This is a genomic window from Psychroserpens sp. (assembly GCF_036960315.1).
GTDB lineage: Bacteria > Bacteroidota > Bacteroidia > Flavobacteriales > Flavobacteriaceae > Psychroserpens.
In genome coordinates this window covers 15332-37861 of record NZ_JBALVR010000008.1, presented here as the reverse complement: position 1 = coordinate 37861, position 22530 = coordinate 15332, and the positions used below count along the sequence as shown (strand labels likewise).

General features: G+C 35.4%; 19 protein-coding genes. 5 read left to right on the top strand and 14 right to left on the bottom strand.

Annotation, left to right across the window (positions count from 1 at the left end; translation table 11 throughout):
* The first annotated feature begins 177 nt into the window (after positions 1-177).
* The gene (locus V7719_RS13415; protein ID WP_335730437.1) at positions 178-597 is read left to right on the top strand and encodes a VOC family protein; all 420 of its coding nucleotides are present in this window, start codon (positions 178-180) and stop codon (positions 595-597) included.
* 85 nt (positions 598-682) lie between these two features.
* On the opposite strand, the gene V7719_RS13410 is transcribed toward V7719_RS13415, so the two are convergent.
* Positions 683-1276, bottom strand: coding sequence for an RluA family pseudouridine synthase (locus V7719_RS13410; RefSeq protein WP_442969091.1), 594 nt, complete (start codon positions 1274-1276; stop codon positions 683-685).
* Between the two features lie 22 nt (positions 1277-1298).
* Between V7719_RS13410 and V7719_RS18815 the strand changes: the two genes are divergently transcribed.
* Entirely contained in the window at positions 1299-1571 is a 273-nt protein-coding gene (locus V7719_RS18815; protein WP_442969090.1) for a hypothetical protein, read from the top strand.
* 215 nt (positions 1572-1786) lie between these two features.
* Here V7719_RS18815 and V7719_RS13405 read toward each other — a convergent pair whose 3' ends face one another.
* The 8 genes from V7719_RS13405 to V7719_RS13375 all read right to left on the bottom strand — a co-directional run bounded on the left by V7719_RS13405 (position 1787) and on the right by V7719_RS13375 (position 10419).
* The gene (locus V7719_RS13405; protein WP_335730436.1) at positions 1787-3739 is read right to left on the bottom strand and encodes an adenylate/guanylate cyclase domain-containing protein; all 1953 of its coding nucleotides are present in this window, start codon (positions 3737-3739) and stop codon (positions 1787-1789) included.
* 44 nt (positions 3740-3783) lie between these two features.
* Positions 3784-4806: a gliding motility protein GldB-related protein gene (locus V7719_RS13400; protein ID WP_335730435.1), complete on the bottom strand. Its 1023-nt coding sequence runs from the start codon at positions 4804-4806 to the stop codon at positions 3784-3786.
* Positions 4807-5043: 237 nt separating this feature from the next.
* Complete coding sequence (locus V7719_RS18810; protein ID WP_442969092.1) at positions 5044-5187, bottom strand: hypothetical protein; 144 nt, start codon at positions 5185-5187, stop codon at positions 5044-5046.
* Positions 5188-5348: 161 nt separating this feature from the next.
* Positions 5349-6686 carry a S41 family peptidase gene (locus V7719_RS13395; protein WP_335730434.1) on the bottom strand — a complete coding sequence of 446 codons (1338 nt, stop codon included), beginning with the start codon at positions 6684-6686 and terminating at the stop codon, positions 5349-5351.
* 4 nt (positions 6687-6690) lie between these two features.
* Entirely contained in the window at positions 6691-7131 is a 441-nt protein-coding gene (locus tag V7719_RS13390) for a MarR family winged helix-turn-helix transcriptional regulator (protein WP_335730433.1), read from the bottom strand.
* Positions 7132-7323: 192 nt separating this feature from the next.
* A complete protein-coding gene (locus V7719_RS13385; protein WP_335730432.1) occupies positions 7324-8844 on the bottom strand; it encodes a hypothetical protein in 1521 nt (506 codons plus the stop codon).
* Positions 8845-8951: 107 nt separating this feature from the next.
* The gene (locus V7719_RS13380; RefSeq protein WP_335730431.1) at positions 8952-9443 is read right to left on the bottom strand and encodes a nuclear transport factor 2 family protein; all 492 of its coding nucleotides are present in this window, start codon (positions 9441-9443) and stop codon (positions 8952-8954) included.
* A gap of 121 nt (positions 9444-9564) precedes the next feature.
* Positions 9565-10419, bottom strand: coding sequence for an SDR family oxidoreductase (locus V7719_RS13375; RefSeq protein ID WP_335730430.1), 855 nt, complete (start codon positions 10417-10419; stop codon positions 9565-9567).
* 400 nt (positions 10420-10819) lie between these two features.
* Between V7719_RS13375 and V7719_RS13370 the strand changes: the two genes are divergently transcribed.
* The 3 genes from V7719_RS13370 (at position 10820) to V7719_RS13360 (ending at position 14031) form a co-directional block, all read left to right on the top strand.
* The gene (locus V7719_RS13370) at positions 10820-12157 is read left to right on the top strand and encodes a hypothetical protein (RefSeq protein WP_335730429.1); all 1338 of its coding nucleotides are present in this window, start codon (positions 10820-10822) and stop codon (positions 12155-12157) included.
* Between the two features lie 79 nt (positions 12158-12236).
* Entirely contained in the window at positions 12237-13346 is a 1110-nt protein-coding gene (locus V7719_RS13365; protein ID WP_335730428.1) for a cytochrome-c peroxidase, read from the top strand.
* Entirely contained in the window at positions 13324-14031 is a 708-nt protein-coding gene (locus V7719_RS13360) for an MbnP family protein (RefSeq protein WP_335730427.1), read from the top strand. The genes V7719_RS13365 and V7719_RS13360 overlap by 23 nt, the downstream gene beginning before the upstream one ends.
* A gap of 357 nt (positions 14032-14388) precedes the next feature.
* Here V7719_RS13360 and V7719_RS13355 read toward each other — a convergent pair whose 3' ends face one another.
* From V7719_RS13355 to V7719_RS13335, 5 genes are all read right to left on the bottom strand, one after another.
* Positions 14389-14832, bottom strand: coding sequence for an NUDIX hydrolase (locus V7719_RS13355; protein WP_335730426.1), 444 nt, complete (start codon positions 14830-14832; stop codon positions 14389-14391).
* 228 nt (positions 14833-15060) lie between these two features.
* Positions 15061-16494 carry a T9SS type A sorting domain-containing protein gene (locus V7719_RS13350; RefSeq protein ID WP_335730425.1) on the bottom strand — a complete coding sequence of 478 codons (1434 nt, stop codon included), beginning with the start codon at positions 16492-16494 and terminating at the stop codon, positions 15061-15063.
* 51 nt (positions 16495-16545) lie between these two features.
* Positions 16546-19359 (bottom strand): M4 family metallopeptidase, encoded by a 2814-nt coding sequence (locus tag V7719_RS13345; RefSeq protein ID WP_335730424.1) that lies wholly within the window; start codon positions 19357-19359, stop codon positions 16546-16548.
* Between the two features lie 232 nt (positions 19360-19591).
* Positions 19592-21751: a helix-turn-helix domain-containing protein gene (locus V7719_RS13340; RefSeq protein ID WP_335730423.1), complete on the bottom strand. Its 2160-nt coding sequence runs from the start codon at positions 21749-21751 to the stop codon at positions 19592-19594.
* A gap of 200 nt (positions 21752-21951) precedes the next feature.
* Complete coding sequence (locus tag V7719_RS13335; RefSeq protein WP_335730422.1) at positions 21952-22515, bottom strand: hypothetical protein; 564 nt, start codon at positions 22513-22515, stop codon at positions 21952-21954.
* Between the last annotated feature and the right edge of the window lie 15 nt (positions 22516-22530).

Genomic DNA, 22530 nt, shown 5'->3' with positions numbered 1-22530 from the left:
GCCTTTCGAAAGGCAGTTATGGTTTGCTTCGGCAGTTCGCTGCGCTCATGTACCAGTACAGACATAACCAGCAAGGAAATATACATGGTGTTGTGCCTATGTTGCTTTTACTAGTTTTATTTTTTGGAAGCTTTGATAAAATACTTTATATTGGGTAAACGCAATAGATAACGTATAATGACAAGAATTGAGCATGTAAATATTACAGTACCGGATATAGATGAGGCGATTCGTTTTCTCAAAATCGTAGCGCCTGATTTTGATGTGCGAAAAGATGAAAAGCCATCAAATAGTTATCGCTGGGCGCATATCGGAAATGAAGAGTATTATTTTGCTTTGCAAGAGCCACACTTAGATGCAGACCCAAAGAAACGGCTTCAAACGTATAAAAACCATGGAATAAATCATGTCGCTCTTGTTGTATCTAACATCCAAGAAATCGAAGAAAAACTGCTTAACAGTGGCTACAATAGAGGTCTTGAAACACCAGTAGAAAAGCACAGAAAGCGGGCGTATTTCTATGACAATGTGGGTTTCGAGTGGGAGCTAGTAGAATACCTTTCTGAGAATCCAAGTGAAAAGTATTTCTACGAGTAAATTACCTAACAAAGCTCAGATTAGTTGCTCACTTCTTTCTATTTTACAAATGAGCGTGACGCATGTTAATTAGGCCATCGTTTTGCTATTTTATTTCACTAAATATGTTTTTAAACCGTTGAGGACATTCATCTTTTATGTGGACGTCTTCATGTGTAAATGGATGCCTGAATTTTAAAGAATAGGCATGTAAATACAAACCTTTACCATTTAAGATTAGAGGTTCAATTCCATAGGTTTTATCTCCCAAAATGGGATTCCCGATAGATAATAGATGATTACGCAGTTGATGTCGTCGCCCTGTTTGAGGTTCTAATTGCACCAAGTTGAGTTTGCCGAATCTTTCGGAAGGGACAGAATCGCAAAGCGCATAATTCGATTTTGATGTCTTGCCATCAATGTCTGAGGTGATTGTTCCTCGAGAGTTCATTTCACCAATAGTGACGGCATAGTAGGTTTTCTTAATTGTTCTATTTTCAAATATTTTATTTAGAGCACGAATACTACTGCTCGTTTTTCCAACCAATAAAACACCTGTGGTAGCAAAATCTAATCTGTGAACCGGTTGTGGTGCTGTTGCATCAGGAAGATCACTACGCTTTGTGTTTTGTGCTAAAGCATTGGCAATGGTTTTAAAACTATTACCGCTCACCAAAATACCAGCAGGTTTATGAATCACGGCTAAGTATTCATCTTCAAATATGACGTCAAGTGGAAAGATCAGTTTTTTCTTCGGACTGACTTCTTCTAAAATGGATAAAATAATGCATTCTCCGCCAGTTATAAAAGTAGCCGAAGTCGCAATAATAGCATTAACCGTTATATACTGTTTCTTTAGTGCTTTTTTTAATGCTGATTTCGTTACAACTGCATTAAAAATACCTACACCATATTCTTGGAGTCGAATAGGAGTAGCTAGTTTGGGAACAATATGTGATTCGGTTGGTTTGATGCTGTTTTTTATAAGATTGTAAACGGTTTTGTGTACTATAAGTGGTACTTACGTCTTGATTCGTACGAATAAAATTTGTTTAGCAAATGTTGGCATCCAGTATGTAAATCAGAGGCACCGGCAGAGCCGTTTGTTCGTTTTTATCAGATCGCAATTTACACAAATTGTATAAGAAATCATTCTTTAACCACCTGTGCAAGCCATTTTCGTTATACGTTATTGCATGCTACTTTATTCTTATTTCAATTTTGTCTCCACGAAGTACATCTCCATTTCGCCTTTGCCTTTGGCTTGAATTTTCCCTCTGGACTCAAAGGTGAATTCTGGATCGTCTTTTAGCAATGCATAGGTACCTTCAGATATATTCACCTTCCCAATTTCACCACTACTTTCCATGCGTGATGCTGTGTTCACTGTATCTCCCCAAATATCATATTGAAATTTCTTTACACCAACGATACCGGCTACTACAGGTCCTGTATGAATCCCCAAGCGCATCTTAAAAGACATTTCATTTAGTTCATCTTTCTCTATGATTCGATTAGAAATAAAAGACTGCATTTCTAATGCCGCCAAAACCGTTTTTTTTATAGAATCCTCAGAAGGTACTGGTAGTCCACCAGCCGCCATAAAAGAATCGCCAATAGTCTTTATCTTTTCGATACCATGTGTTTCACAGATTAGATCGAAGGCTATAAAACAATGATTGATTTCTTCAATGAGTTCTTTAGCCGACAACTTTTCAGAAGCTTGTGTAAACCCTTTAAAGTCTGTAAAGAGAATAGAAACCATATCAAAATCTTTTGCATCAGCGCTTCCCTTTTCTTTGAGTTCTTCAGCTATTTCAGATGGCAGAATATTAAGTAATAAATTTTCAGATCGATCCTTTTCCTTTTCAATAATAGCTTTAGATTTTTTTACATAACGCCATCTGCTATAAAATCCACCCGAAAGTAGTAGAAAAAATATACCAGCACCTAGGGCTAAATTTTTACTTTTATTTTTTCTTTGCACCTCAGTTTGATAAGCCATTTTTTCCTTTAAGTCTATCTCTACTTGAAGCAGACTGTCTGCCAAAACTTGTTTGGAAAATTCCATTTGTTGTAATTTCTTGACAGTTTCTTCAGTTTTTAGACTATCAGCAAACGCTAACATCTGTTCGTGATAAAATAGTGCTTTATCGTTATAACTAAGGTTTTTATAGGCTTCATATAGGCATTCAGATGCTTCTTTTTGAAGATATAATGAGCCCATTTTTTTTGCCATTTTATAGCTTTCTTTGCAATTCTCAATGGCACTAACATATTCAGATAAAGCTGATTTTACACGCCCAATGTTATTTAAAGAATTAATTATGCCATTTTTGTGACCAATTTCTTGGACAATTTTCAAGCATTTTTCATAATGAATTAGTGCATTGTTGTAATCCTTCTGCCTTTCATAAAGAGATCCTAAATTGTTAATGGTCATTGCAACACCCCTATTATCACCTATATCCTCACTTATTCTGAGTACTTTTTGGTAATATTCATGAGCTTTGGGATAATCTTGGAGTTCAGCATAACTTATTCCCAAGTTGTTTAAAGGATTTACTATTCCGTCTTTACTTTCAATTTCTTCATACATCTTTAAACTTCTTTTGTAATACTCCAATGATTGTGGGTCACCTTGATCTCCATAAACATTACCAATATTATTAAGCAATTTAGCTGCTCCAAGTTTATCATCTAATACTTTATAGATTTTTAGACTTTCTTGATAACTATCTAATGTTCTGATGTAATCTCCTTGACGTCGGTAAATTATTCCCATATTATTTAGGCTTTGAGCAATTCCCTTCTTGTCATTAATTTCTTTTCTGGTTGCAAGACTTTTATTGTAATTTTCAAGTGCTTCGACATATTCCCCTTTCATGTAGTAGGCATAACCAATTAAATTTAAAGCCATGGCGTTCCCTTTTATATTTTTCTTTTTTTTAGTAAACTTAAATAAACTATCCGCGAGTACTAATGCAGTATCTGGTTTAGAATAAATATAGCCTTCACTTATATAATCATTGAAAGCTCTAATTCTGATTGAATCCGACTTCGTTTTATCTTTCCAAATACCGTGTAACGAATCTAGATCTGTTTGGGCGTTTAGGCAAAGACTTGAAAACGTAAATAGAATTAATAGGGTTGTTTTTTGCATTTGACTTTTTTTTAATGGCATACAGCTTTTGGTGTATGTTGTTTTTATTCAAATTTATTTCCATATTTGGAAAGTTCAAAAAATGCACTATAATCAGTGATATTAAGAATTTCCTCTATTGCTTTTCTCTTATCTGAAGCATTGGTATAATAGGCCTGAACTATTTTGTAACCCATCCAGTAACCCAAGTTTTGAGGTCGGCTATCAGGCACTTGGCTGTATAACCAAGGAGAAAGTACAGTTGTATACATATTTTTTTTAAATTCATTCCATAATTCTTCTTCATGCAGATTTCCATAGCTATATACATTTGGACCATTACACAACTTTACTTTTTCACCAGAAGTCATCTCCGAGATAAAATCAGCACTCCCTTCTCGAATACAATGCTTTAAAAGTGTTTCATCAGTTATGTTATCTTTTTGGAGAAAATGAATAATTTCATGAGCTACAACAAAAGGTAGAAGATTTAAGTCAAAAGTTGGGCGACCATAATTGGTTACGTAATTATTTTCAGACAGAGTTTCCACAGTTATTACGAGCCCATTTTTGGTATCCATACCAATTCCTGTTGTTCTTCCAATTACTAAATATACTGGAGGAAATACAGCCTCAGGGTACAAGTATTTTAAGGCGTAGTGTGTGGCTCTTATTTGTTTTTCATAATATTTACTTTTATAAGTTGATGCCCTAATATTGTTATAGTAATCTTGCTCGGAGAGAACTAGTTGTTTTAAGGCTTCTGCGCTTTCAATACGATTAGTATTAATTATGTCCTGCAACCCAATACTTCCTTTGTTTAAATATTCCTTTTGAAACGAATTATTTAGCGTGTCTTTCAATAGTTGGTCATAAGCATTCCAGAATAAATCAATGTCAGTGGTTATAATTTGGGCATTCTTAGGATCAGATTCATAAATAGATTTATTGGATTCAATAATTAATTCTGTTTTTTCATTATTCTCCTTACATGCTGATAGAAAAATAGTAAAAAAGAGAATCATTTGAATAAATGAAGTATACTTAATGTTTCTAAAAGACTTCATTTTTAATGTTTTAAATAGCATACAACATGTTTTGCATAGGTTTACTAAGCTGATTATTTCCTCAAGCTTGTATTTGTTTAGTACTATTTTGTTCCAAAATAATGAACAAAAATCAACTCATTTTACGAGTTGTCTTTGCTCATGTGTTTCATAAGTTAGCTCTAAATTAATAAAAGAATATGAACTAGAGGAATATCTTTGGGGTTTTCAGAGTAATTGAGGACCAGTCACTTGACTATAAATGATTGTGGTGTGTAGTTATTTAAAAATCTTAAAGAGCGTTTTGGCATTTTCATATAGAATCATTCTTTTCTCTTTTTCACTTAAAAAGTCAAGGGAATTTAGGAATTCAATTGATTTTGAAATACCGTCTGACCAAACCATTTGATCAGAACCGAACATAACTCTATCACGAACACCAGAATTTTGCGCCAACTTAAGTAATTCCAGAGTGACATAAATGAGATTAGCTTGGTGCTATCTACATTTTTCAGGTACAAAAAAAAGGAATCCCGGCATGGTAATTCCTTTTTCGTAGTATTAAAAAACTAAACAAAGAGAATCTATTCTTTTCCTCTTGCATTTTTATCGGTACCGCCGTTGTCATACAACCCTTGCAAAGCAGTTATTTTATTCCCTTCGGTTAAAAAACGTATTCTAAAGCTATCGAGACCCTTCAGCATAAATTCATGATCACTATACGGAAACAATTCATATTTTGTTCCACTGCCTCGCTGATAGAATAATGTGCCATTTTCCAAGGTCACCATTCGTGGGCCATAATTTCCGGCAAAGGATTTTAAAGCTTTAGTATCTAAGGTCACCGGGTTGGTCTTTATACTTAGTTCAGCTAGTGGCCATTCGTAGAAAGCTTGTAGATTTTCGTCGGTGTTATTTTCCATAAGTAATTCTAGGGCTTTCATATAAGCTATATCGAGTGCATCCTTAGCGGGAACCTTAATATGTGGGCTAACACCAGTGCCTTCCCAATTGGTATTGGTTATTGGGTTAATGGCTCTGCCTGTAGGAACCCAAACCATGAATCGATCTGTGGCCACAACGGAACCACCCGGATGTGCTCCACCGCCTGTAGTTTCACCAACTAGAGTAGCACGTTCCAGATTCTTTAAATTATAGCTGAACTCTTCCGCTGCGGAAAAAGTCCCACCACTAGTTAATACATAAACCGGAGTATCCGGACTGCGCGTACCGCTCACATGCGGTAAGGTCCAGGTTTGAGAATTTGAATCTGATGGGCGCCAATAGAAGTTGTTTAAATGAACCGGTTCGCTTCCAAAGAGGTAACTGGTTATGAGTTGGATCATTGCCGGACTTCCACCGCCGTTATTCCGAAGATCAATAATAATCGCATCGGTATTACTCAAAAAGTTCATGGCGGACACGGCCGTTTCTCCGGCGTATTCCACATTGGAAAAACTTCGAAGATCCAGATAACCAATATTACCGGCCATAATTTTAACTTCCTTAAAACCGAAGTTATTTCGCTTCATGCTACTGACGTAGCGATTCAAAAAAGCGAGGCTATCCTCAGCAGTAACGGTCTGTTGTTGCTCTGCTATTCGGTCAGGAGCAAAGGAAACCCTTAAGTGTTTATCGTTACTAATCGCCCGGAGATCTGCGGTTAAAGTTGTAGCAAATTCTTGAGGATCCAGAATGGATTTATAAACGCCATTCCCAAGTTTCGACTCGATACTTGATACCATCTTCGTGGCAATGTCAGGGAAAACGTAGTTTGCGTTTAGTTTGCTGCCTATGGAATCAACAACAGTTTGCTGTTCTTTAGGTGTTAATAGCGTAACACTTTTTTGAGCGTTCATTTGAGCGGTGAGTAGCATCAAAAAGGCGACTGTGAATACGGTAAGGTTGTTAATTGCTTTCATAATATCATGTTTTTGTACAATTGGTTCTGATTTTACCCAAAATGACTTCCAATTGATTTAGTTCGTTTTTTGTGATTCCTTTTAATGATGAATTTCTATTATAATTAATGATGGAAGGAAGGGTTTCCAATACTTCCTTTCCTTTGTTTGTGATTTCAATTTTGTAACGTCTTCTATCTATAGGATTCATAGAGCGTTTCAGATGTTTCTTCTGAACCATGGTATTGATCATTCGGGTCATCGATGCATTGTCTTTAAATACCAGTTCGGCAATTTCTTTCTGAGTTAGTTCTGGATGGTTATTCAGAAAGAGGAGTACCAAACCTTGATCGATAGTGATGTCATTTATTTTTTCTGAAATGTTTTTTTGTGCAAATTTTCGATATTCCTTGATGGTGCTTTCGATGATGTGAAATATTGTTTCCGACGGAAGGGCCAGGTTCATATGCTATTAATTTGATACAAATATAATTGATATATCAATTATATAGATACGATTTAACTTTTCTTTAATGCCTTCTTAATCACTTCGCTCGTATTTCTATTTGTAGGGGAGGACTGAGCAATGCTATTAAAGGATTAGCTGAACATTATAGAGTTACAGAACACTACAAATTATGAAAAGAGAAAACCCCAACTAAATTGCGCTAGTTGCCTCCAGCAATAATTTCAAGACGGCCTGCACGTCTCTATGATTTTCCTGGGTCACAATGTACAAACTGGTATGTGGATTGTCGACATTCAAATTGGGTGAAGTTTCCGATAGCTCTTTCCATTGTTCCTCGATAATACGGCGGATTAAGGGAATGGAATCCTTATAGCCCATGAATACAATACGGTCAACAGGTACTCTGTCAAACAAAATATTAACCTCGTACGCGCATCCCTTGTTTACTTCGGAGAAGCCACGAAGATCCATTAGGATAACATCAGCAGTTTTGACTAATCCATCCACTGCCTCCTTCCAGGTATTATCGTAGCACATTACCGGCTCTTCCTTGAATGTATTGTCAAACTTTGTAGGTCGTCGATACAACTTTTTCAAACGCATGTTCAAGGCATCAGGACTATGCATGAACTTCTGTTTCATACGGATCATGTCGTAGCTGACCATAAGCACGTTTGCCATGACCAACATAAAGATAAAGAAAACAAAAAGGTAAATTTCGATGTCCTTGTTTGGATCGGTTATTAAGGTGTAGAGGATGAATACTACGAGAATATAGAATGGAAACATATAATTGAAACGTCGTTTCCAAGTCACTTTGTAAAAGGAAGGATCGGCCACAGTGAAATAGGTCCCGAAGTGCCTCCAGAATCTAGCCAGACTCTTGAAAGTAAAGGTCGAGGTCTTTCCAATTAGGAATACACGTAGAATCAGTAATTTCGTATTAATAAGCTTGCGGCCACTGGTCTTAAGTCGGTACCACAGGAACAGGTGTATAACGACAGCGACTAAAAGAAACACTTCCATCCCAATTACTGCATAAAATAGTGTGTGGAGTAGGACCAAAACCGCTATTACTTGAACCCAAAAACTCTGGAAAGGTGTAAAAATGAATGTCAATATAGGTTTAAGAAAACCGAGTGTTCCCTTTCCATAGGTACTGAACTGGTGTCTGTTACCCAAAAATTGCACAATATTCCATATAAGGAATAAGACGACAAAAAACCTGTAGCTCTGGAGAGGTTTGATCAGTGTGACAGCGGTGTCGATATCGATCGTTTTGGTTACTATTGCATCGTACTCAATTTCGATTATACGGAAGTTTCCGTCCAAGATGAAGAAAAAACCAATCGCATACACTACACCGATAATGAGGTGCGTGAGGAACAGCTGGTTAATACTTTTCTTGGCCTGTGCTACCAATTGGTCACGATTGGATTCTGCTTTTGGTAGCTCTGAATCCATATGTACTTCAATCACATTTAGTGTTTGATGAGCTTGTACCTCCCTTATTGGTGTTTCCTCGACGGAAACGTTTACCATTTTTTTAGACTCCGACAGCATTAGTTTATTCAGTCGCCCTAACAGAATACGTCGTGCAATAAGTGCAATAATGGCAGCTATGATAACGATCAAGAGTCTGAAGAATAGACTTAGAAAGGCCTGTTCTGTAGTGACTTCATTTTGCGCGAAAACAGTAGCGCTGCTCATAAAAAATATTAAAAGGGTTATCGTAGATTTTGATACCAAAAATCCCCTTCTTAGATTGCGTATTGTCATAGTCTTTTTAGGATTGAATTAGTTGTTAGCGGTTGGTCTTAATGAAGGCTTATTACTTTTGAAATAAACCATTTTTCATCTTCCTTTTTCCAAACCATAATGAATTTACTCGCTTTTGATTTAGCATTAGGTTCTTGATTGTTATAAAATTTGTGATAACCGATTTCGATAGCACCATAATCTTTTATGGGATAAACTTCAATGCTTCCTTCAATTAAAGTTCTAGTAACTTTTCCACAAATATTTTCTTCAATTGCGGTTAAGACATCTTGTTTTGAAGTGGATAAGCCTCCTTTGTCATGAAAGAATTCAAGATTTTCGGTATATAAGGATGCTTGTGTTTTCATATCACAGGTGTTATAGGCATCAAAATATTCTTTATCCTTAGCGACAATAATGTCATAGACGTCTTTATCAATAGGAATATATGCTGTTTCTAAAATATCCTTATACGTTTCTTGCGAATAACCGAATGAGGTAATGAGCAAGATAATTAAGATAAAAATGGATTTAAATTTTTTTGGGTTCATTTGAGTTCGGATTATCGAATGTTGTTAGGCATTGTTTTAGTTTAATTTTTTCCAAGTTTGATTTTGAAAAGGAATTCTGCCGAATTCACGTGATACTCTTTAATCGCTATCCAGCAATTAATTATCTGGCATTCAAACCAAAATCCTGTTCAACCGACTTGTACCAATCTTCATCATTCGCTGCGTTCCAATCTACCCATTGTTCATCGCTCATAGATGCTCGCCAGGCAATGAATGGTTCTGCATCTGGCCCAACAGGATGTCTTAATTTCCAATTCTTGTTTTCGGCAACTTCCAAAATCTTATCTGCCACAAGTGTTGGTGACGTTGGTGTTTTCAACGATGCCGTAAAAAGACCAGAAAAGCGTTTTGATTGCGGGTAAATTGACTTACCATCTACAGCAATATCCTTTGCCATTTGGGTATTAATTATACCTGGTTCTATAATGGCAACCTTGACATTAAATGGTTTAACTTCCTGCGCCAATGCTTCACTGATGGCTTCGAGAGCATGCTTGCTAGCAGCATAACCACCCAGAGGACTATTGGAAATATGACCAGCAACAGAGGCCACATTTATAATACAACCTCTTTTGTTTTTTCGCATTTGAGATAACAATGCTTTGGTACAACGTAGTACTCCCAAATAATTGGTGTTCATGATTGCTTGAAAATCGTCCATAGGCATTTCTTCAATAGATCCATGGCGTTCAATCCCAGCATTGTTGACAAGAACATCTACGGAACCATGTTTTTGAATGATGTCATCCATACATTGCTTTACTGAAGCATCTGAATCGACATCCATTTTAGAAATAGTGACGTCTAAAGATTCGGTTTCTATTTTTTGCTTAAAAGCGGAAGCCTTTTCGGGATTGCGCATTGTCGCAAACACTTTGTAGCCTGCACGACCAAATTTTAATGCTGTTTCTAGACCAATGCCTTTACTTGTCCCTGTAATAAGTGCTAATTTCATATTCTTAAATGTATTATGATAGTTGGATGATTTTCTTAATCGTGGCTAACGGTCTTGTACATGGTTAGTTACGTTAGCACTAAGATAACAAAAAGATATTGCGTGAAGGAATTACACCTAATTTCCGTGATACTCTTTAAACACTCTCTAGTAATTAATTATACACGTTGTTGGCCTTTCGTTATTTTCCAAAAAAAGCACAAGTCAATTTTATAGTCTTTTATTTTTATTACCTTTAGAATAATCATAATGAGGTAAATAGAAATAATTTATATTTCTTTTAGGCCCATTTCAAATAGATTAGTTATCCTTTTATTTGTGTTTTAAAGTTAATCCTTGATCTCAAAAAATCCTGATTCGTAAGGAATAAATTAAACCTATAAATTAAACTATTAAAAAAATGAAATTTGCGAAAAATTATTTTAGTTTATTCTTTATTGTAATACTATCCGGTATTTCAATGATGACTTGTAAAAATGAAAAAAAAACTGTAGAACCACAGGCTAATATTGACGGTATTATGTTTGCCTTATTGAGGAATGTAAATGAAGGAGTTTCTACTACAGACAAGGCTCATGGTTATGCCATAATGGATTTTAATCCTTATTCGGATAAATTCGGTGATACCATTCAAACTATCACTGGACCATTAGGTCATCATGGGTATATTAGCCCAGTTAATGGTGGTTTATATGTTACTCAAACAGACGATTTGGCCGCTAGAGTAAATGTGGTTATTGAATCCAATGGTTTTCCGAAAATTCAGAGTATCCGCCAGGCTATCGATGACAATGATATGCGCGTTGGTGAAGATATTGTCTGGTTTAAAGAAAATGGACAGGATAGATATGCAATTACATCATTGGATGGCTATGGAAATGAGATTCTCGGAGGCATTTGTATTTATGATGCGAATACAGATAAACTACTGAAAACGATAACGGATGCGAAACAATTAAGATATTCTCACGGAATTTCATTATTTGATGATAAACCCATTGGTCTGGTTGCTTCAGCAGTTCACGAAGATGTTGTCCTTTACGGTACTCCTAGTGTCGATTCATTGGGTTATGAAGTGTCTTTGATTAATTTTTCTACAGGTAAAGTTATCAAGAATTATGATTTAGGTACCACTGAAGCAGGATTTCCCGTTTCCCCTGTTGAATGTGCTATATTTAGAAAGAGTTTTAATGAAGCATTTGATGGTAATGAAAAAGCCTTGGTAGTAGAAATGGTTAGCGGTAATTTGGTTTCTGCCAATTGGAATGAATCAATTCAATTATTTGATGATTTTAAAATAGTTTATTCGCCAAAAGATGAAAAGGAATATTTTCCTTTAGAAATCTATTCAGACAGTTCGAAGATATATGTAACCTATGCAGAGAAAGTAAAAACTTTCGACTTGATTACCTATGCAAATTCAGGCCAGCTTGTAGACGCAGGGGTTGAATATATTACAAAATCTTGTGCACATCATTTGGCCTTTTTTGATGCTAATGACCCTATAACAGGAGAAAAAGTACCTGTTTTGTTAATTCAACAAAACCTATTGAATTTGGGGCAACAGCCATTTAATATTAAATTTGCGCTTCCCTTAGAACTAGGTATGCACGAAGTGACAGCTTATAATCGGGATACTGGTAAAGTTTTAAAATCTGTAAATATCTATGAAAAATTTGGTGTTGGAATTGAATATATAGGGGGTTTTAATGAAAATGCATATGCCCACCACCATTAATAAAAAACCTTTTAGAAAATAAAATCAAGATTGCCTCTAAATCATTTGAGTCTATTCATTGAAATTTATATTTGCTTTTATGAAACCAAGGAGTCTTTTATGTGGATCTCTTCTGTTGATACTTAGTTGTAAAAACTCGGATGAATATGTCAATACTACACCACTAAGTGATTTTAATGCTCCGTTTTATTTTAGTTTATTTGAGTTACCATCTGATAACCCTTTAACAAATGAAGGGGTTGAGCTTGGGCGTATGCTTTTTTATGAAACAAAACTTTCAAAAGATAATAGCATTTCTTGCGCGACATGTCATCAACAATCTAAAGCCTTTACAGATGGCAAAATTGTAGGGATAGGCATAAGAGGGCAAAAAACGGATAGAAATACTATGTCGCTAGTAAATATGCTATGGTCAAGCCCACACAAATTTTGGGATGGAAGAGCTGCAAACCTCGAGGATCAAGCATTGCAACCTATTGAAAATCCGAAAGAAATGGATTTGGAAACAAGTGAATTATTGCTAAAACTAAACGACGACCCTGTATATAAAGCAAAATTCAAATTGGCGTTTAATACAGATAAAATTAGAAAGGATCATATTGCCAAGGCACTCGCCCAATTTCAACGTACACTGATTTCGCAGGATTCTCGTTATGACAAATTTCTCAAAGGGGAATTACAATTATCAAAACACGAACAGCGGGGTTTGCAATTATTTTTTACACATCCTGACCCTTCCATTGGTTTACGTGGTAGTAACTGTGGTGACTGCCATAGAAATTTTTTAACAGACGGTTTTAATGAAGGACTGGATGGTTTTGCTAATAATGGACTTGAGGATGATGAACATCTGGAAAGCGGTCTATTTGTAGTTACAAAAAACCCTTTGGACAAAGGAAAATTCAAAATTCCAAGTTTACGAAATATTGCTCTTACGGCACCATATATGCATGATGGCAGGTTCAACAACTTAGAGGAAGTACTTGACCATTATAATGATCATATTCGTATGAGTTCTACGCTAGATATACTTATTCGGGAAGCGAGTAATGAACTGAGGGACTCCGTCGACCCAATTGCATTAAAACTTACAAAAGAGGACAAAGACGATATAATTGCTTTTTTGAAAACGCTTACAGATTCAACTTTTATCAATAATAAAAAATATGCAAATCCCTTTTCCAATTAAATATATTGATTGCGTCATTATTCTGATGCTCCTGTGCTCCTGCACCTCCGAGAAAACCTTAACGGTTAATTTTAATACATATGTCAATGGAGAGGAATTAGAATATGGAAAAAAATATGCGTCCCCTAACGGAGATGGCACGTTTGCTCTCTATGATTTTAAATTATACGTATCAAATTTGCAATTGATTAGCACTACAAATCCAGAGAAAGATTATTTTGAAAAAGAAAGTTACCACTTACTAAAGTTTCATACAAGCAACAACTATTCCTTTGTCCTCAATAATATTTCTTTGGAATCTTATGACAAAATAGGAATCAGTATAGGAGTTGATGAGGAAGCAAATCTTTCAATAAAAAACCCTGGCGATTTGGATCCTACTAATCAGATGGCTTGGAACTGGACTTCAGGATATAAATTTCTTTTGTTTGAGGGGTTATATTATCCGGAAAGCTCTGAAAATGAAATACCGATAGTGTTTCATATTGGTTTTAGTGAAAATAAGAAGGATCTAGTGTTCGATATAACATCTAAAAATGAAATCCAATTTGATATAGAAATCACTGAACTGTTCAAGAACCCAAACATTATTGATTTTAATGAACTTCCAAAAGTGCTTTTCAATAAGGAACATTCGGCTTTGATAGCTTCAAATTATTTTAATTCCTTTATAAAATTGAAATAAAAAATAGATCCTTGAAAGCATAAATTAAATACTTTTTAAAACCTGCTGGTAATTATGTGCATATTTGGATTCATTGTTTTTCTTTATCATATATTGACCTATTTTTCTAAATGATTTTATCATTGGTTGGTCATAATGAAGGCCAACGTATTTGTAGATTTTTAGTAGCGTCTAACAGGTTGGCTCTGCCGAATCAACCGATAGGTAGACAGAAGTGGTTGGTAAAGGAGCAAGGTTGTCTTGACTAATTTTCCAATAAACTAAAGATAGTAATTTGTAGGAGAACATTCTGGTCTTAACCAACTGTAGCAATTAATTATACATGTTATTGGCAATCCTTTTTTTGTCTTTAAATTATTACCATCCATATTCTGAAAAAGTTGAATGATTTATAAATTCATCTATAGATTTTCTTATGTATGGCACTGTGTTTTCAGGTAACTCTCTAATGTTAAACCATTTCATATCATCACATTTGTCTTTCTCCATGATTTCAATTAATCCATGCCATTTGGATGTGGTAAAGAAAAAATCAATTCTATCTTCGACATTTTCATTTTCCCTTTTTCTATACATAATATGTGAGAAATGCAAATCGGCTAAATTAATATCTATTCCGCTTTCTTCTTTTGCCTCTCTTTGCATGGCTTGTTTGGCCGTTTCATTTTTTTCTATATGTCCAGCAATTAGGCTATATTTTCCATCTTCATAACCTGTATTAAACCTCCTTGACATTAATATGTTATCAAATTTGTCAATCAAGAATAAATGGACTGCAGTTACTACTTTATGTTTTTCCATTTTAATTATGTGAGTAGATTTTTAAATTATTGCTAATGGGTTTGTGAATGGTTTGCTGCATTGACTAGCTCTAAATTAATAAAAGAAAACGAACCAAAGAAATCCCGGGCATCGGGATTCCGAGTAGGCGAGAACTTAGCAATTAATTATACGCGTTGTTGTTGCCAGTTTTTTGATCTCTGTCAATTAGTTAATTCCATAATTAACGATGGCTGATTTTTGTAAGTTCTATTTTAAAATTAGCTTTTTAGTGGCCTTACCTTTATTAGTTATGACCTCAACATAATAAAAGCCTGAGGCAAAGTTGGAGACTTCAATTATTTGCCCATGAAAGGATTGAATAAATTGACCAAGATTAGAATATATGTTTACTCTTTGTAATTCTAAACTACTGTTTAATTCAATAGTGAACTGATCTTGAGCTGGATTAGGATATAGACTAAACTCTGATGATATAAATTCATTTGTAGACAATAATGCGTTTAAATCATAAACACGTGCGTGGCCAGCATCTATACCGTTACCATCATTATCGGGTGCGCCAATAACCAACGTTGTGCCATCACCTGATAGCTCAATACTACTTCCAAATGCATCATCTGAAGCTTCTCCAATAATATCGATACCTAACTGCGTCCAGCTACCAGAACTATTTTCATAAAGACGTGTAACCGAGCCTCCAATGGCCAATATATTTGCATTGTCTGAAAGACTAATTTTAGGCGTATAACTAAAACTTCCTGTTTCAATATCTTCACCTAGTTGTACCCATTCGTTTTCTATGTTTTCATATACTCTAGTATTTGTACCTCCAACTGCTATTTTAGAACCATCATTTGTTATACTAACACCACTTATATAATTCATAAAATAATAATCATTCGAGTTAAATGTGCCAGAAAAAGTACTACCTATTTGAGTCCAAACACCAGATATGTTATTATAAACTTTCACATAGCCAGTTGGACCAAACCAACACGGCCATGGACAATCACCACCACCTGAAATAGCAACTACAGCGCCATGACTAGACAGTGTAATATCATTTAAATAAGATATTCCCGTGTAAATTGGTTCACCTATTAAGGTCCAGCTGCCTGAAATATTCATATATATATGTATATACCCATCATTGCCATAACCAGCTTCCCAAAAAGATCCTTTATCTTCTGCAATAGCGATAATATTACCATCATCAGAAATACTAACAGATCTACCAAAACTAAAATTAGCTTGCCAACCATCACCATCAATATATTCTGCTTGACCAATTATATTATCTCCTATTTGAGTCCAGATACCACCAATATTTTCAAAGATGCGTACATAGCCCTTTAAATCAGCATCTGGACTCCCAATAACAATCATAGAACCATCACTAGATAAACTTACGCTACTTCCAAAATGATCACCAGCGACATCTCCATTAATAGCTTCTCCTATCTGAATCCAATTATCGCTACTATTTTCAAAAACTCGAATTTGTCCTGTTTCATTACCATCATGACCGGGTGATCCAATAGCTACGGTTGAACCATCTGAGGATATTGAAACAGCATATCCAGCGTTATCTCCGGCAATTAATCCATCGATATCGGTTCCTATTTGTGTTTGGCTAAATAAAAAAAAGGGAGTTAGTAAAAAGAGTATAAATAGTCTCATAATGTTTAATTTATTTAAATTTTAATTAATATTAAGCCTTCGTATTATGTACTATTCTATGACTAACTTTTTAGTCGATTTACCTTTATTGGTGATCACTTCAACAAAATATATGCCAGAAGAAAAGCTAGAAGTGTCAACAATTTTTTGAGTAGTAGAAGTAACATATCGACCTAGAATGTCGTAGATATTAATGCCTTCTAATTCTATACCGGAGTTTAATGCAATAGTAAACTGATGTTTAGCGGGGTTTGGATACATCTTAAATTGCCAAGTCTCGATTTCGTTCAATCCAAGGGTCTCTATGTTGGTGAATAAGATATTATCCAAATAGGTATTGTCGCCATCGCTGTCGTATGGAAAGAATGGAGAATTGTCACCCACATCATTTACATAGTTCCTGCTCTGGAAACAGAATTCAAAAGTACTGCCTGCCAAATTCAATTGATCTAGAGAAATAAGATGTGTAAGAAAGGAGTCGTCGACGTAGGTTTCTGGATGAAAGTTTTCTCCAAACTGTGCTCCATTAACCAGCATTCGCATACCAGAGGTTAATTCGGTAGAATTCTCTCCCCAAAAGTGATTGGATAACATGGAGTGGGTTTGCTTCAAATCAAAATTCACGGTTACATAGTCCCATTCTTGTGCATCCACACAAAAGCAAATTTCTGAGATCCGATCTTTTTGAGATTCGAAATTCAAAGTTGCATCTGTTGGGATTGCTCCTGGGCTTGATACTCCCGATGACATGGAAAACCCTTTGGAACCTGTATTAGCAGCAGTCGTTGTGATCTCAGCAAGGGCATTGCCCCCCCTTCGAACGTAATAAAAGGTCTCTGGATCAGAGCCATCCTCAAAAGTGATTTCACTCTCAGTGAGTGCTTGCTTCAATCCAATTTCTATATCGAGCAACTGATCATTAAATGAATTGCCGTCGGCCGCATAATCCATCCACGCTGAGAGATTGATGGTTTCACCCACTGCTGGTAAGTTGATTGGTTCAGCAAAACTGTAGAGATACGTTTCACCTTCCACCAAGGCTTCATCAACAATCCATGTTTCTGAAATGGACGGTTCACTATCAATTTGGTAGGTGAATTCCACTTCAGTCCCCACGTCTATAACACCATTGCAGCCCGTTGCATGGTATTTAAATTCCACTTCAACGATCTCGTTATTTGTAAGTCCGCAATCATTGACAGGAGAAACAATCTGCTCTAGGGATAAATCATTGCTATATGTTTCGGACCCCAATCCAACCGCATACCATGCATTAATGACTTGTACCACCTCATTGGAGCATTCTCCATAAAGATCTATAGCAGCTTGTATAGAGCCCTGGCGGGCGTCTATAAAATTACTGGTGCCTGTCATGTAAAGTGTTAAATTCCGATATACGATGTCAGTAGCTTTGTCTATCCCTATAGACACTACATCATAGACATCCCCATTATCATTAGTCCCACTATCACCTTCAGAAAGCAAATAGTACCAATAGTCCTGTACTGCGCCATTAATGTGAACATCATAACCAGGATCATTAACCTCCACCCAATAGGTCCCTAAATAAGTGTCTGGCTTTTGAAAGGGAGGAGGGGACCCGTTCGGATTGGACATATCATAGGGTACCGTTGCCTTGAATTCCCAAGTTGCAAAATCAGGATCTGCGTAAAATTCTATTGCTGTGCCCATGATATTACTGAACGACTCGTTAAGTTCACCAGCCCGCGCACCGCCTTGTAATGCCGATGTAGTGGCAGTTACTCCGTGGGTATATTCGTGACCTACATGCTCCAGATAATATCCTGGGTTGCCGCATCCCGGACCATCACCAATGGCTATATAGAGTCCACTAAAAAATCCTCCAGGAATGCATGTAGGCTCATTCGTTACAGGATGTTCAATCCCAAAATGCACATACGTAAGCATTTTCGCCCCATTATCATCGAACGAATTTCGATTGTATCTATCCAGATAGAAATCATATGTCATCTCGGTGCACCAATGAGCTGTAGGGCCAGCCTTGTCTGGTGAATTCCAATTATTGTCAGCATCTTCAATTTGGGTTCCCGCTTCATAGCTTGGTGGGGTTAAATTCAAATTTAATGTGCATATACCGCCACCTCTGGTTTCATCTAACAATCGATATTCGTTTGGCCCAATAAAATCCGTAATAATGGTTTGTTCGCCATAGTAGTAAGTATTTGCAGTGCCTTCTGCCGAACTATAGCAAATAGCATCACTCGAATGGCCAATACTACCATCCATCGCATTCACATAAACATATTCCCTTAGTTTTTCGCCATGGGCATAGATATCAAACTTCCAATAGAGTTGGTAATTTTCTCCGTCTTGACTGAACGCCTCATCAGCAAATACGAGCGCACCCGTTGGAAAAAAAGTCGCTTCAGGATCATCTTTGAGCCATTTAATAAAATCCTCTTGTGATTCATCCTCCCAATAGTATTTGGGTGCTCCTAAAAAGACCATAGCATTCTGCAAGGCTTCCTCTTCAGAAATTGAAGGAATTTCACTTGCTGTAATACCATATACTAGTCGACCATTGCCCCAGAGTTTGTCACTTGAGCTGTGCATCATGTATTGACTGCCGTCAACAGCCACGGCATTGTTGGTTTGTGTATAACGGGTGTGTTCGATCATGAGGTTGTCAACTTCTTGAGACTGTAACTCCAGCGCATCCCTCTCACCCAAGCCCAGTTTGGATTTGTCCTCGAAAATTAAACGCTCCGCTGACTCATTTTCGAACGTAATCCAGTTAAAGTGCTTTGCTTCGGTATCTGTACCTTGAGCACAAATGACTCCATGGAGTAGACTCAACATTAATATTAAGTAATTATTTTTCATAATCTGAAGTTTTAATTGGCTTGAATTATATTATTCAACTTAACTATAACACTTCGGTATTGTCTTGTAGAAAAAACTCAAATGCTTGAAAAATTCAATCATTTTATTGAAAAATTCACGCATGGCTTTATTTTGAATGTCAATGTCGTATGGGGATTATGATAAAAAGTGTAGATTTTAGTAAAAATGGAGGCTCAATTGATATACTTTAAAATATAAATAGAGAAGCTCACTATTCCTCTTCAGGAACTGGCAAATAATTCATCCGCAAAAACGCTTTATAACGTTCCTCATTTCTATAAGGGTCAAACTCTCTTCTGCCATTGGCTTCTAATTCATAATCATCAAATCGCGAATTTTCCAAATAATAATACATAGAGTCTCTATCTTTTAAAACCGCATGAAGAATTGCTCTATTAGTACGCCAGATTAACGGATTACCTATACCATTAGGATTTCTTTTATTAATACTATCTACCTTTTTACGATCTCCTAATTGGGCATAAGTAAGTACTTGTAATAAATAATCATTGGTGATTAAGGTATCATTTGATATTTCCAGAGCTTTATTAGAATCACCTTTTAGATAATGATAGTACCATAATTTTTTTAATTTGAACTTTTTATTAAGTGCCGATTTGTAATTTTCAGATGTCATTAATTTATTAGCTTCGTCATACCTTTTATCTTCAACTAACATATTAAAATACGATACAACATTGCGAAAATTTAAAGAATCTATCTTATAAGCTTTTGCTATATATGCTACTGCAAGACTATCATCATTTAAAATGGTATTAGCCATAAATGCTAACTCCCTATAATATAAATCATTGTCTAGGTTATTTTCTAGTTTATCATTTAGAAAAGGTATCACTTTAGACCAATCTTTATTTTTATAGGCAATTATTTTATACGCAAACTGTCTATTGAGATAATCACCTAATTGAAATGCGTTACGTTTTAAAAATTCTTCAGCCTCTGCTATTTTGTTATTAAATATTAGCGCACGCATATAACTCATTGCTTGAAGACGTGAAATAGGATTTAATTGTTGAGATATGGTTAAATGTTCGAGGCATTTTTTTATATCGGGATTTGGCCGCGTTTGAAAGTATAGACCTAATTGTAGATGTGTAAGCGCGTCATTAGAATTTACGGCTAAGGATTTTTCAAAATACTCTAGGGATTTATTCCAATCAATATGCTTATAAAGACCTGCTTTTACGCTTAATGCCCTAAAGGTGTTAGGCTTAATTTTTAATGCTGAATCCGCATATTTATGTGCTAAGTTTATATGTTCAAAAGCATTAATAACTTCAATACCATGAAAATCCACCAATTGCCAATAAGAATGTGCTATTTCGGCATAGGCTTCTGCAAAATTGGGATCTAATGCAATGGCTTCTTTGTTTAGTTCAATGTTGTTCCATAAATCTGTTATTCTTCTGCTATCATTAACCAATCGTCCTTTTAAAAACAAACTATAAGCCTCTATATTCTGAGTAGGATACTTCGTAAGTGTAACTTCTTCTTGAGGGCTTAAAGTAATTTGTAATTGATTCATCACCTCCTGAGCCACATTATTCTGAATACCTATTAGATCATCAAAGTTTTCATTGTATTCCTTAGACCATACATGTTGGTCATTGGAGTCAATGAGCTGCGCAATGATTTTAATTTTATCTTCAAGGAGTGTGACACTTCCTTCTAGAATGTAAGAAACCCCTAACTCCTTAGCTATTTCGGGTATTTGTTTATCAGAATCTCGATAGGTAGATGAAGACGTAAATGATGTAACAGATATATCCTTTATTTGTGCTAAGGAGTGAAGTATATTATCTGAGATTCCATCGGAGAACCATTGGTTGTCGTCGGGACTGAAATCTTTAAACGGAAGAACTGCTATAGAACTTGGTAATTCATTTTTATTTGAAATAAAATTATTGATCAGAAAATAACCAATTACGACTAGTAACACTGCTGTAAGAACATAGATTAACTTTTTTGTTGCAGAACTATTACGAGAACGGACTTCAGCTTTCTGAGCAGCTAATTCACTTAAACTTATACTACGTGTTTTATATTGACCTGGAGCAATGCCAAAATACTTGCTAAAGGTTTTATTAAAATAAGAGGCACTATTAAATCCAACTTGATAGGCAATCTCTGCAGCAGTAAGATCTGTTTCCTTTAGAAGCTTAGCCGCTTTTTCTAAACGTAATTCCCTAATAAATTGATTAACCGATTTACCAGTAGCAGCTTTTACTTTTCGTAAGGTTTGAGAGGAGCTTAAACTGAGTGATGAAGCTAATTCACGTACACCAAAGTTTTCGTTAGATAAATTACTAATAACAATACTTCGTACTTCATCTATAAAACTCTTGCTCATATAATCCTAAATTAAGCTTTTTAAAGGTACTTTTTTTTTATTGTAAAATCAAACTAGAGAAAATGAGCTTGAGAAAATCTTAGGATTTACTGAGTAGGCGAGGATTTAGCAATTAATTATATACGTTGTTAGCCACTGGTTTTATTTCAGTTGAAAATGAATATGTTCATCTTGTCTCACAGCTTGACAACCATGAAATCTTACTTTTTCTTTTCTTTAATTCTCAATTTTAACCATTTAATAGAGTATATCAATATGCTTAACCATGCTATTGAAGTTAGTGTACCTTTTAAAACAGTAAAAGAACTTGATAGAAGTACGAACGATTCAGACATCTCTATTGATTTTGAAATCATTAAAATGATACATGTGTTTTCTAGATAATCAAATCCCATAGCCAAGAAAGGAACAATCAATAAAATCGAATTCGCTTTATTCTTCGTTTTTGTTATGAGGAATAGACGAAATATAAAACTACTTAAGAAAAGAGCTAGTAAGAAAGGATACAATACATCTAACAAAGTTAATTGTGGGAATAGGTAAAGATCAGTAGTTTGAGTATTCAAGTTGTTGACAATTGATTCCGCGGTGGATACTGAATATCCAAAGGATTGCATGTCAAAGGCTTTAGTTCCTATTTGATTATTGATTACCGGAAAAGTAAATAACATCATCGATAAAATAACGAGATGGCTCACAATAAAAAGGATACATACTCTTTTTATTGAAGACGTTTTTTGAAGTAAGGATATAAAAATTGACATAATTCTTGTTTTGAT

Coding starts and splice junctions, on each gene's coding strand:
- V7719_RS13415 (WP_335730437.1), top strand. CDS start 178: ATGACAAGAATTGAGCATGTAAATATTACAGTACCGGATATAGATGAG.
- V7719_RS18815 (WP_442969090.1), top strand. CDS start 1,299: ATGACGTCAAGTGGAAAGATCAGTTTTTTCTTCGGACTGACTTCTTCT.
- V7719_RS13405 (WP_335730436.1), bottom strand. CDS start 3,739: ATGCAAAAAACAACCCTATTAATTCTATTTACGTTTTCAAGTCTTTGC.
- V7719_RS13400 (WP_335730435.1), bottom strand. CDS start 4,806: ATGCTATTTAAAACATTAAAAATGAAGTCTTTTAGAAACATTAAGTAT.
- V7719_RS18810 (WP_442969092.1), bottom strand. CDS start 5,187: ATGTTCGGTTCTGATCAAATGGTTTGGTCAGACGGTATTTCAAAATCA.
- V7719_RS13395 (WP_335730434.1), bottom strand. CDS start 6,686: ATGAAAGCAATTAACAACCTTACCGTATTCACAGTCGCCTTTTTGATG.
- V7719_RS13390 (WP_335730433.1), bottom strand. CDS start 7,131: ATGAACCTGGCCCTTCCGTCGGAAACAATATTTCACATCATCGAAAGC.
- V7719_RS13385 (WP_335730432.1), bottom strand. CDS start 8,844: ATGAGCAGCGCTACTGTTTTCGCGCAAAATGAAGTCACTACAGAACAG.
- V7719_RS13380 (WP_335730431.1), bottom strand. CDS start 9,443: ATGAACCCAAAAAAATTTAAATCCATTTTTATCTTAATTATCTTGCTC.
- V7719_RS13375 (WP_335730430.1), bottom strand. CDS start 10,419: ATGAAATTAGCACTTATTACAGGGACAAGTAAAGGCATTGGTCTAGAA.
- V7719_RS13370 (WP_335730429.1), top strand. CDS start 10,820: ATGAAATTTGCGAAAAATTATTTTAGTTTATTCTTTATTGTAATACTA.
- V7719_RS13365 (WP_335730428.1), top strand. CDS start 12,237: ATGAAACCAAGGAGTCTTTTATGTGGATCTCTTCTGTTGATACTTAGT.
- V7719_RS13360 (WP_335730427.1), top strand. CDS start 13,324: ATGCAAATCCCTTTTCCAATTAAATATATTGATTGCGTCATTATTCTG.
- V7719_RS13355 (WP_335730426.1), bottom strand. CDS start 14,832: ATGGAAAAACATAAAGTAGTAACTGCAGTCCATTTATTCTTGATTGAC.
- V7719_RS13350 (WP_335730425.1), bottom strand. CDS start 16,494: ATGAGACTATTTATACTCTTTTTACTAACTCCCTTTTTTTTATTTAGC.
- V7719_RS13345 (WP_335730424.1), bottom strand. CDS start 19,359: ATGAAAAATAATTACTTAATATTAATGTTGAGTCTACTCCATGGAGTC.
- V7719_RS13340 (WP_335730423.1), bottom strand. CDS start 21,751: ATGAGCAAGAGTTTTATAGATGAAGTACGAAGTATTGTTATTAGTAAT.
- V7719_RS13335 (WP_335730422.1), bottom strand. CDS start 22,515: ATGTCAATTTTTATATCCTTACTTCAAAAAACGTCTTCAATAAAAAGA.